Below are 9,358 nucleotides of genomic sequence, written 5' to 3' on the forward strand. Positions count from 1 at the left end.
CGCGCTACCGTGACTGACCGATGTCAGCAGCCTGGCCACGCCCACGGGGGCTCAGCCGCCTGATGCCACAGTCCGTGTCGAGCACCGGACTTCGCCCGTTCCGCTGAGCCGTAGTGCCACCGGTCGGCTGCCCTGCCATGGCTGGGTCAGCGGCCCAGGCCGGAACCGCCGTCGACCGGGATGATGGCGCCGGTGATGTAACTGGCCTGGTCAGAGGCGAGGAACCGGATGGCGGCGGCGGTCTCGTCGGGATGGGCAGAGCGGGCGAGCGGGATCTGGCTGAGCAAGGCGGTGCGCCGACCGGCTGAGAGGGCGTCGGTCATGCCGGTGTCAACCAAGCCCGGTGCGATGACGTTGCAGGTGATGTTGCGCGAGCCCAGCTCACGGACCAGGCCGATCAGAGCGGCCTTGGCAGCGGCGTAGTTGGCCTGGCCGGCGGCGCCTTGGAGGGCGACCACCGAGGAGACAAGGACGATCCGCCCCTTTCCCGCTCGCAGCATCCCGTGGGCGGCCCGCTGGACCGTACGATAGACAGCCGTGAGATTGGTGTCGAGCACGGTGGACAGGTCCTCCTCGGACATCCGCGTCAACAGCGTGTCCCAGGTGATGCCCGCGTTGGCTACCAAGACCTCGACCGGGCCGTGCCGCTCCTCGATCTGCTGGTAGGCCGACTCCACATGGTTGGGATCGGTGATGTCGCAGCGGATGGCCAGGCAGCCCGCGTCGGTGAGGGTCTGCGGTGGCTCGCTCGAATGGCAGGTGACCGCGACCCGGTCGCCGAGTTCGGTGAAGGCGCGCGCGGAAGCGAGCCCGATGCCACGGTTGCCTCCGGTGGCGAACACAGAGCGTTCATTCTGTTCATCCCTCCAGTTCCCGTACCAGCACGGCGGCCTGGGCCCGGCTGCGTAGGTTCAGCTTGCTGAGCAGGCGGCTCACATGGGTCTTGACCGTGGTCTCCGCCATCTGTAGACGGGTCGAGATCTCGGCGTTCGACAGACCCCAGCCGAGGCAGGACAGCACCTCGCGCTCCCGGGGAGTGAGCGTCTCCAGCGCCGCGGAGTCGGTGAGCCTGTCGCCCCGGGAGGCCCGCGAGGAGGCGTATTCGGCGATCAGACGCCAGCCGATGGTGGGCGCGATCAGGCCGTTGCCGGCCGCGACCGTACGCACGGCGTCGATCAGGCCGTCGGCGTCGATGTCCTTCAGCAGGAAGCCGGAGGCGCCGGCGCGCAGCGCGCCGAAGACGTGCTCGTCCAGGTCGAAGGTGGTGAGTACCAGCACGTCGGCGAGCTGTTCGGCGACCACGGTCCGGGTGGCCGAGACTCCGTCCAGCCGCGGCATCCGCACGTCCATCAACACCAGGTCCGGCCGGAGCCGGCGGGTCAGAGCCACGGCTTGTTCGCCGTCGGCGGCCTCGCCCACGACCTCGATGTCGGGCGCGCTGCGCAGGATCAGAACGAGTCCGGAGCGGACGGCGGACTGGTCCTCGGCGACGATGACACGGATGGTCACGGTGTTCCTTCCGCAGGGGTGGAGAGAACGGGCTGGTCGATGGGGAGTGAGGCGCAGACCTGCCAGCATCTGCCGTCGGGGGTAACCTGGGGGCCGGCCTGGAACGAGCCGTGCAGCAGGGCCACACGTTCCCGCATCCCGATCAGGCCCGCACCGGATCCGGGGACCTCCGGTTGCTCCGAGTGGTCGGCGAAGGGGCTGCTCACCTGCACGGTGAGCACGTCGTCCTGCTGGGCGAGGTGAACGATGACCGGCCCCGGGGCGGCGTGCTTGAGCGCGTTGGTCAGAGACTCCTGGGTGATTCGGTACGCGGCGAAGTCGACGGGCGAGGGCAGTTCCGGACCAGGCGGCCGGGTGTCGTCCACGGTGACGTCCAGGCCGTTCGTGCGGGCGCGCGCGACCAGCGCGCCCAGGCCGTCCAGGGTCGGCACCGGCGCCGGATCCGCTTCGCTGCCGCGGTCCCGGAGCAGTCCGATAAGGCGACGCATCTCCGACAAGCCCTCGACACCGTTCTCCCGGATGACCGCGAGTGCGTTCTTGGCGTTCCCCGGGTCGTCCAGCGAGAGTGCGGCGGTGGAGTGGAGGGCGATCGCGGTAAGCCGGTTGGCGACCATGTCGTGCAGTTCACGGGCCATCCGGGTGCGCTCGGCGGTGATCGCCTGCGCCCGGTCCATCTCGGCCAGCCGGATGCTCTGCCTGGCCTGCAACCTGGCGGAATCGGCAGCCTCCCGGTGGTTGCGGACGAGGGCTCCCGTGGCCGCCGGAACGAGGGTGACCAGGCCGATGACCACGCCGATGAACACTGCCTCGGAGGGGCCGTACCAGGCGATGAAGCCCACGGTCGCGGTGACCGTGACCAGCCCGGCGATGACCGGAATCCGTTGGGCGGCAGAGCGGCTGCCGTAGAGGACGGCGGCGTACACCAGGTCGGTGAACATCAGCACCGTTGCCAGGCTGCCCGAGGTGAACTGGTCCCCTACCAGGGCGAGAAAGCCCAGCAGCAGGGCGGTCTGCGGCCTGACGCGCCGAAGCATCTCAAGCCCGGCGGTCACGGTCAGCGGCAGCAGTACCCACGCCCCGTCCAGCGGCCGATCGGCCTGGGGATACTGTCCGAGCAACCACAGCACCAGGCCACCGGCCAGCCCGACAAAGGCGATTGACAGATCGTCACGATGAGGTTGTGAACAAGGGGTGGCCATTTCACCATCCAACCACCGGGTGCTCAGGGGGAGCCTCCTCCTCACAGCGGACCAGGACATACATCGAAGGATGCAGGCAAAGGTCGTTATCGCTGACGACGTCCCGAACACGCGCGGACGCCATGATGACGAGGTGAGCGGAAGGAGCTCGACGTGATCGTCACCCTGATCGTCATCTGCGAGGTCAGCTTCTGGGTGCTGCTGGCCGCTGGGCTCGCCGCCCGCTATCTGCTCAAGTTGCGGCGCACCAGCGTGGTCATGCTGCTGTGCGAACCACTCCTGGAGGTCGTCCTGCTGGTCGCGACCGCGGTCGATCTTCGTAATGGTGCCAAGCCGAGCTGGGAGCACGGCCTCGCGGCCATCTACATCGGCTTCACGGTCGCCTATGGCCACTACACGATCAGCAGGCTCGACGGTTGGGCCGCATATCGCTTCGGTGGCGCGCCACGGCCGGCCAAGCCACCGAAGTACGGGATGCCGCGCGCCCGACACGAGGGCAAACTGTGGCTGCGTACGCTGCTTGCGGGGGCGGTCGCCTCCGGCCTTCTGCAGCTGGCGACCTGGTATGTGGGGAACGGCACGTCCGCCGCTGATGCATTGCGTCTCTGGCAGCTGGTCGCGCTGCGCGCGGTCGGGATCCATGGCGTGATCGCGGTCACCTATCTGCTCTGGCCGAAGAAGGCGCCGACCGAGGAGCCCGCGGGGCGCGCGGCGACGGCTGAGCGGCTCCCCCGGGAGCACTCAGGAGGGCGCTGAGGTCTGCCGATCCAGTGGGACCACTCTGATGTGCGGTTGGCTGGCCAAGGCGGTAGCGAAGACGTCCGTTGCCGGGGCATCGGCTACGACTACGTGCACGCCGCCGTGGACGACCACTTCCGCCCGGCTTACGCCGAGATCCTGGCCGACGAGAGAGGACAGGGGCCGGTAGCGGTGATCCACTGACAGGTGCACCTTGCTGGTCTTGTGTCCTGAACATGAAAGAGGTGTGGGACAGCTCTAGTGGGACCGGGCGGCCAGGGACATGTACACCGTCCCCACTGCCGCCCGGTTTTGTGCGGTCACCTCCGCCCGTAGCTCCAGGACATCGCTGCCTCCGAGTGGCTTCACCGCGTCGATGTGGACCGTCAGAAGCAGGAGGTCTCCGGCGAACACCGGGCGGCGCAGCACGAACCGCTGGTCGCGGTGGACCACTCGGTCGTAGTCCAGCCCGACCTCGGGGTCGAAGACCGCCTGGTCGGAGGCGCGTTGCATCGGCACGCACAGGAACGTCGGCGGGGCGAGGAGGTCGGGGTGACCCAGCGCCCGTGCTGCCTCGAGGCTGTGGCAGGCGGGATGCCGCTCGCCCACCGCCAGGGCGAAGGCGCGGACCTTCTCCCGCTCCACCGGGTACGCCGGGCCGGGTGGGTAGACCCGGCCAGCCAGCGAGGCGTCCAGTGCCATGCGTCCTCCAGTCGGATTCGGTCGAGGGCCACGACGCCCCAGCAGACTGGAGAGAACTACATCGTCTCTACATGGCGTGGACGGGCCGGGAGCTACGTGGAGGCGGCTGACCACACCGGCTCACGCGTATAGATCGCTGATAGCAACACTCCTGATACTGCTGGCGGAATGAGATCGAGAATCGGGGGCCCACGCCTCTCCGACGATGAAGGGAGAGCCGTGTCCACAGGGCTCAAGGGCATCCTCTCGACGGTGGGCAATACCCCGCTCATCGAACTGGACCGGCTGATATCCGGATTCTCCTCACACGTGTTCGCCAAGGTCGAACGGTTCAACCCCGGCGGCAGCATCAAGGACCGCTCGGCGCTCGGCATGCTGATGGCGCGCCTTCGTGACGGGCAACTGGTGCCGGGCCGGTCGACCGTCATAGAGTCCAGCTCCGGCAATCTGGCCATCGGACTGGCACAGATCTGCGGCTACTTCGGTTTGCGCTTCATCTGCGTGGTCGATTTCCGCACCACGCAGCAGAACCTGGCAATCCTGCGGGCTTATGGGGCCGATGTCCGGGTCGTCACCGAACCTGACCCTGCCACAGGAGAGTTGCTGCCCCAGCGGCTCCGGCTGGTGGCTCAGCTGCTCGAGGAAACCCCAGATTCCTACTGCCCCGACCAGTACACCAACCCGCTCAACCCTCAGGCGCATCTGACCACCATGGCGGAGATAGACACGGCCCTCGACGGCCGGATCGACTACCTTGTGGTTTCCGCTGGCACCACCGGCACACTGGGCGGTTGCGCTGAGTACATCCGCCGCAGAAAACTGCCCACCAAGGTGGTGGCGGTGGACGCTATCGGCAGTGTCCTCTTCGGCTCGACCGTGGCCTGCGAGCGGCTCATACCCGGCCACGGCAACTCGGTGCCCCCCAGGCTGCTCAGACGCGAGGACGCACACCGAGTCGTCCATGTGAGCGACCTGGACTGCGTGGTGGGCTGCCGTCGGCTGGTTCAGCGCGAAGCGGTGCTGGCCGGCGGCTCCTCCGGCGCGGTGGTCGCGGCTCTGGGGCGGATCGCCGCCGAGATCCCTCCCGGTTCCAACTGCGTCCTGATCCTGCCTGACGGTGGCGACCGCTACCTCGACACGGTCTACGACGACCAGTGGGTTCGCCACCACTTCGGTGAGGTCTCCCACTTGTGGAAGGGCCCGAACCCCATCCCCGAACCTGACCAGCGGAAAGCGAGTGCTCAGTGCTAATAGTCGGCCACAACGAGGTGCGTGCGCTGCTCGAAGAGCGGGAGCAGGACATCCTCGACTTGATCGCGCGGGCCTACCGGTTGCATGGCGAGGGCCGCAGCGCGGTCCCGCACTCGGTCTTCCTGCGCTTCCCGGAGGAACCGGCCAACCGCATCATCGGCCTGCCGGCCTACCTGGGCGGCTCCGAACCGGTGGCCGGGATCAAGTGGATCGCCAGCTTCCCCGGCAACGTGGCACGCGGCATCGAACGGGCCAGCGCGAGCATGGTGCTGAACTCCATGGTCGACGGTCGTCCAGAGGCGTTCATCGAGAGCTCACTGATCTCCGCCAAACGCACCGGCGCCTCCGCTGCACTCGCCGCAGGGCTCCTGTGCGCCGAGCCGGAGCCCACCGGTATCTCCCTGGTAGGGCTGGGCCCCATCAACTTGGAGGTGCTGCGCTTTACCACTGCCCGGCTGCCCTCGCTGCGCACCGCCACGGTGTACGACCTGGACACCGAAAGGGCCAAGGTCTTAGCCGAGCGGGCCCGCCAAGTGGTCCCTGGCCTGACGGTGGCAGTGGTCGACAGCGCCGCCGCGGCGCTGGGCGCGCACCCGCTGGTCTCGCTGGCCACCACGGCGGGCAGGCCACACATGGACCTGTCCGCCTGTCAGCCCGAGGCGGCCGTGCTCCATGTCTCGTTGCGAGATTTGACCGTGGCAGCGGTGCTGGACGCGCAGAACGTGGTCGATGACGCCGACCATGTCTGCCGTGAGCGCACATCCCTGCACCTGGCCGAGCTGGAAACGGGCGGGCGAGAGTTCGTGCATGCCGAGATTGGCACCCTGCTACGCGGCGGCTCCGGCTTCCGCCGCGAGGCCGGGCGCCGGGTGGTGTTCTCGCCGTTCGGCCTCGGTGTCCTCGACCTGGTGCTCGCCCGGTGGGTTCGTGATCGAGCGAATGCCGAGGAGGTCGGAGTCCGAGTCGAGGGCTTCTTGCCGGGCGGGGCCGCCTGACCCGCCGTCGCTCGCGGAAGGGGGGCCCATGTGTACGAGCGGACCGTCCTCCGTGTAGGGGCGGTGGCACACCGCGCTTCTCTCGACTCGACCGACCGAAGCGGACGTGCATCCGCCATGCTGCGGAGGTTCGTGCGGTGTGGTCGACCGGCGGGAGCGGGTCGCGCCGGAGCCGGTCGGTGAGGTCCGGTCCGTTCACTCCGGGCCGGGCTGCCGTGCCGGCCAGAAGGGGGCCTGACGGGTACTGGATCCGCTTCAACGTGTAGTCGCCGCCATTGTTGATCGGGGTCGGTCCTCTTTGCCAACGACCCGTCGCTTGCCCGATGCAGCGCCTCAACCAGAACGCGGACGCCTCGCGCTCGGTGCTCACCGGGTCGGACGGCGCGAACCACGCAGCGGCCTGATCAGCGACAAGTGGGCCATCCCCGGCCCGTACTCCTTCGACGACGCGAAGTTCCCCGCCGCAGTCATCCGTGCCGCGCATCACTCAGGCCCTGTTTGCAGCTTGGCAGGTATACGTGACGGACTTCGCGAATTCGACGGACACCTCCGAGCGATGCGCAACGACGAGTGCGACATCGATCTGGACGCCTTCAGGCTACCGGCATCGACTCGTCACGGTCACCTTTCTGCTCGGCGCCGCCCGCCGCATGGTGGCCCGCGATCCGGCCAGCGCCGACGAACTCCTCGAACGCGCCCAGTCCGCAGCCGAACAGGCACTGGGCCGATCTGTGCACTGTCTCGCGGAGCATCCTGCCCCCGGTTCTGTCTGACCGGGGCCTGGTCGGCGCGCTCTCCGGACCGCCGCGAACTGCGCGGTGCCCTGTCGGACCGACGTCGAAGCGCCCGAACGGTGCGCCACTTCGTCGAGGTGACCGTCTACTTCGTCGTGGCCGAGGCCCTGACGAACATCGCCAAGTACAGCGGCGCCGCACAGGCGGCCGTCACGGTCCGCAGCCGTGGCGGCCACCACATCCTGCTCGTCGAGGACGACGGCCGGGGCGGCGGCCGACGGTATGCTCTGCCTGGCCTTTGGAGTGGGCGTTCCATATGTTTGACCGCACGGACACATGTGTTCGCTCTGGGACAGATCATTGGGCAAACCGCGTTTGTATGAGACCGACAAAGCATCCTGGTTGTCCTGCTGATCCTCTGAACAGCTGCGCTTGTGTGCTCGGGGCTCTCTCTGGCGGCCCTGCAGCAACTCCGCCGGTGGACAGCCGGTGGACAGACGCCTTTGGACGGTGCATCACGGGGTGGCACAGGTCAACCTGCTGCACGTGCTCTGATCAGCATAAACGTCACCGGACAGCATGACGAGGCACTACGCAACACGATCACTGATGGTCTCGGCGTGCGGGGGTCGCGTCGCCGCCCGGGGCGGTACGCGCACGGGACGCGTGCCCGTACCGCCCCGGGGCCGCTCAGTGCACGGCGTGCAGTGGCGCCGTGTGCGCGCGGATCTCGTCCGGGCTGAGGTAGGCGTCCGTGTGCTCGAACTCCTTGAGGGTGCCCGCCTTCTGGTCCTGGAAGCCGGTGCGGACGAAGTCGTCGCCCGCGCAGGCGTTGAGCATCCAGTTGGTCAGGACGCGGGTCTTGGCGACGCCCGTGCGCAGCGCGGACCAGTGGTAGCCGCGTGCGACGGCCTGGGCGGGGACGCCGCTGAGGTTGATGCCGAGGGGCCGCGAGACGGCGTCGTGGCCGCCGAGGTCCACGACCAGGCCGAGGTCCTTGTGGACGTACGGACGCAGCGGCTGGTGCAGGATCGTGGCGAGGACGTTGTCGGCGGCGATACGGCCCTGGCGCATGGCGTGCTGCGCGGTGGGCGGGCAGATGGCGCCCTCGCCCTTGGTGAGGTCGGGCACGGCGGCGGCGTCGCCGAGCGCGAAGACGCCGTCGAGCCCGGGGACCGTCAGCTCGGGGGTGACGGCGAGCCTGCCCCGTACCGTCTCGCGTTCCAGGGTCGCCATGAGCGGGCTCGCCGCGACGCCCGCCGTCCAGATGAGGGTGCGGCAGGGCAGGGTGCGGCCGTCGGTGAAGGTGACCTTCTCGGGGCCCGCCTCGGCGATGGAGACGCCGAGGGAGACCTCGATGCCGCGTTCGCTGAGGACGTCGAGCGCGGCCTTGCCCAGTTCGTCGCCCAGCTCGGGCATGAGCTTGGGGGCGATGTCGATGAGGTGCCACTTGATGAGCGAGGGGTCGAGCCGCGGGTAGTGCTTGACCGCGCTCGTGGTGAGGCGCTGGAGGCAGGCGGCCGTCTCGGTGCCCGCGTAGCCGCCGCCGACGACGACGAACTGGAGGCGCGAGGCGCGCTCCGTCTCGTCCTCGCTCGCGTCGGCGAGGTCGAGCTGCGCGATGACGTGGTCGCGGATGTAGGCGGCCTCGGCGAGCGTCTTCATGCCGCGCGCGTTCTCGGTGAGCCCGGGGATGTCGAAGGTCCTGGTGATGCTGCCGGGCGTCAGGACGAGGTGGTCGTAGGGTTCGTCGACGATCTCGCCCGTGACCTTCTGGACGACGCAGATCTTCTTCTCGGGGTCCACGCCGATCGCGCCGCCGGGCAGGATGCGGGTGCGGTGTTTGCGGCTGCGGCGCAGCGAGACGGCGACGGACTGCGGGGTGAGGACGCCGGAGGCGACCTGCGGGAGCAGCGGCAGGTAGAGCTGGTACGAGTACGGAGCGACGAGCGTGATCTCCGCCCGGCCCGGCGGGATGCGGCGTTCGAGCCTGCGGACGCACTCCACCCCGGCGAAGCCGGCGCCCACTACGAGAATCCTGGGTCGTGCCACGATTGCGTCCCTTCTCAGGGGTCTGTGCGGTCTCCGGGCCGGCCGGTGCCTCTCGGTCCTGGACGGCTGGTGCTCGCCTGCCCGCTCAGCGGCGTATGTCACGGACCATCTTTGCCGAAGGGGCGGGGGCGCGCTTGTCGAGCGCGGCGGAAGGGGGCGCGGCGGCGTACGGCGACGG

At 68.8% G+C, this 9,358-nt stretch carries 8 protein-coding genes and 2 pseudogenes; 5 read left to right on the forward strand and 5 right to left on the reverse strand.

Features of this window, described 5'->3' with window-relative positions:
• Window positions 1–146: 146 nt before the first annotated feature.
• Genes SSBG_RS00250 through SSBG_RS00260 form a run of 3 tightly spaced genes read right to left on the reverse strand, consistent with a single transcriptional unit; the run spans window position 147 to window position 2,708 of the window.
• On the reverse strand, window positions 147–842 hold the full coding sequence (locus SSBG_RS00250; protein ID WP_008744236.1) for an SDR family oxidoreductase: 696 nt from the start codon (window positions 840–842) through the stop codon (window positions 147–149).
• Window positions 843–858: 16 nt separating this feature from the next.
• Complete coding sequence (locus SSBG_RS00255) at window positions 859–1,509, reverse strand: response regulator (RefSeq protein ID WP_008744237.1); 651 nt, start codon at window positions 1,507–1,509, stop codon at window positions 859–861.
• Window positions 1,506–2,708: a sensor histidine kinase gene (locus SSBG_RS00260; RefSeq protein ID WP_008744238.1), complete on the reverse strand. Its 1,203-nt coding sequence runs from the start codon at window positions 2,706–2,708 to the stop codon at window positions 1,506–1,508. The genes SSBG_RS00255 and SSBG_RS00260 overlap by 4 nt, the downstream gene beginning before the upstream one ends.
• A 153-nt stretch (window positions 2,709–2,861) precedes the next feature.
• Here SSBG_RS00260 and SSBG_RS00265 point away from each other — a divergent pair, with 153 nt between their 5' ends.
• The gene (locus SSBG_RS00265; RefSeq protein WP_008744239.1) at window positions 2,862–3,464 is read left to right on the forward strand and encodes a hypothetical protein; all 603 of its coding nucleotides are present in this window, start codon (window positions 2,862–2,864) and stop codon (window positions 3,462–3,464) included.
• Window positions 3,465–3,485: 21 nt separating this feature from the next.
• Window positions 3,486–3,623, forward strand: a pseudogene (locus SSBG_RS35925) (IS481 family transposase); the annotation flags it as partial.
• 81 nt (window positions 3,624–3,704) lie between these two features.
• Here the strand turns inward: SSBG_RS35925 and SSBG_RS00270 are convergent.
• Window positions 3,705–4,148 carry an FAS1-like dehydratase domain-containing protein gene (locus SSBG_RS00270; protein ID WP_008744241.1) on the reverse strand — a complete coding sequence of 148 codons (444 nt, stop codon included), beginning with the start codon at window positions 4,146–4,148 and terminating at the stop codon, window positions 3,705–3,707.
• A gap of 168 nt (window positions 4,149–4,316) precedes the next feature.
• On the opposite strand from SSBG_RS00270, the gene sbnA reads away from it, so the two are divergent.
• From sbnA to SSBG_RS00285, 3 genes and pseudogenes are all read left to right on the forward strand, one after another.
• Window positions 4,317–5,399, forward strand: coding sequence for a 2,3-diaminopropionate biosynthesis protein SbnA (gene sbnA, locus SSBG_RS00275; RefSeq protein WP_008744242.1), 1,083 nt, complete (start codon window positions 4,317–4,319; stop codon window positions 5,397–5,399).
• Window positions 5,400–5,416: 17 nt separating this feature from the next.
• Window positions 5,417–6,394: a 2,3-diaminopropionate biosynthesis protein SbnB gene (gene sbnB / locus SSBG_RS00280; RefSeq protein ID WP_234010288.1), complete on the forward strand. Its 978-nt coding sequence runs from the start codon at window positions 5,417–5,419 to the stop codon at window positions 6,392–6,394.
• A gap of 596 nt (window positions 6,395–6,990) precedes the next feature.
• Window positions 6,991–7,427: pseudogene (locus tag SSBG_RS00285) on the forward strand (sensor histidine kinase); the annotation flags it as partial.
• Between the two features lie 391 nt (window positions 7,428–7,818).
• Here SSBG_RS00285 and SSBG_RS00290 read toward each other — a convergent pair.
• Complete coding sequence (locus SSBG_RS00290) at window positions 7,819–9,180, reverse strand: NAD(P)/FAD-dependent oxidoreductase (protein WP_008744246.1); 1,362 nt, start codon at window positions 9,178–9,180, stop codon at window positions 7,819–7,821.
• Between the last annotated feature and the right edge of the window lie 178 nt (window positions 9,181–9,358).

Source organism: Streptomyces sp. SPB074 (assembly GCF_000154905.1).
Taxonomy (GTDB): Bacteria; Actinomycetota; Actinomycetes; order Streptomycetales; family Streptomycetaceae; genus Streptomyces.